Here is a 1,176-nt window from a genome sequence, read left to right as displayed (position 1 = left end):
CGGACTTTTGATAAGGAAACCAATAATGAATATTAAGGAAAATAGCTATTTTGCAGGCGGTGTAAAGTCACTAGGTTTTAACCAGCACGGACAGGATGTTAGTGTCGGTGTGATGCTTCCGGGCGAGTACACATTTGGTACGCAGGCTCCTGAGCGCATGACAGTCGTTAAAGGTGCTCTCGTGGTGAAACGCGTAGGTGAAGCCGATTGGACAACCTACAGCAGCGGTGAGTCGTTTGATGTTGAAGGTAACTCATCATTTGAGCTGCAAGTGAAAGACGCAACGGCTTACTTGTGCGAATACCTATAATCGGTACAAATGCTGAATTGCTTTAAGCCACCTTCGGGTGGCTTTTTTAGTTGCGTAATTTCCTTGAACTGGCGCACGAGATATCGCTTAGAATTCGGTATCTTGGCGCTATTTATGCGCAACTGTGTATATACTTAGTATAAGTACACCCATCAACCAAGGAGGAAGTGATGGCAGTACAACGCAAGCATTCTGATCTCCCTCCTCGCTACGAAGCGAGCGATTTAACGAATGAACAGCGACACCGCTTTACTGAAGTAGCGAACGCGGCGCACAAAAGACGCAAGTTTTACAAACAGGCGATAGAAAAAAGCTTGGTCGGAAAAATGAAGGAGCGAGCTTTTAAGCCAGTGATTGCAACACAACAAGGAAAACCAAGCCGGGCGCGTCAAGCCTTCTGGTTGATCGTGTTTTTAGCGCTTGGGTTGTGGGCGATGCACTTTTTTGCATAATCGGGCGACTCACAGAGGCTTAGCACGCCTCTGTCATCTCAAGCATTGATTCTTGTTGTTTGCGCAGCTCACCAGCATGAGAACAATGTTCGTAAAACGCGTACTGATTTTTACCCGTGTGTTTCGCGGCATACATCGCTTTGTCTGCGCAGCGGGTAAGCTCTGACAAATCGTTGGCGTCTTGTTTATAGATTGCGGCTCCTACGCTCATCGTCAGCTCATTATAGGTATCGTAGTTTTGATATCCCTTTGGGAACAAATTAACGATGCGATCCAAAATGCCATCTAGGTCTTGTTTACTGCGCACATCGTAAAGCATTAACACGAACTCATCGCCTGCGAAGCGCGCAATGGAGTAGTCATGTTTATCGGTTTTTCGGTCGCTGTTACGAATGCTTTTCTTCAATCGAGTTG

At 46.4% G+C, this 1,176-nt stretch carries 3 protein-coding genes; 2 read left to right on the top strand and 1 reads right to left on the bottom strand.

The genetic code is table 11. The features are described from left to right. Positions 1-25 precede the first annotated feature (25 nt). Both R7E78_RS24325 and R7E78_RS24320 read left to right on the top strand, forming a co-directional pair. Entirely contained in the window at positions 26-310 is a 285-nt protein-coding gene (locus tag R7E78_RS24325) for a pyrimidine/purine nucleoside phosphorylase (protein WP_318058363.1), read from the top strand. A 170-nt stretch (positions 311-480) separates the two neighbouring features. Beyond that, complete coding sequence (locus R7E78_RS24320) at positions 481-762, top strand: hypothetical protein (protein ID WP_025628104.1); 282 nt, start codon at positions 481-483, stop codon at positions 760-762. Positions 763-781: 19 nt separating this feature from the next. On the opposite strand, the gene R7E78_RS24315 is transcribed toward R7E78_RS24320, so the two are convergent. Further along, positions 782-1,176: GGDEF domain-containing protein (locus tag R7E78_RS24315; RefSeq protein WP_318058362.1), on the bottom strand; the 395-nt coding region annotated here is incomplete at its 5' end.

The organism is Vibrio sp. YT-19(2023) (assembly GCF_033337395.1).
The sequence above is the reverse complement of the archived record's forward strand: the minus strand, read 5'-3'. Positions and strand labels throughout refer to the sequence as shown.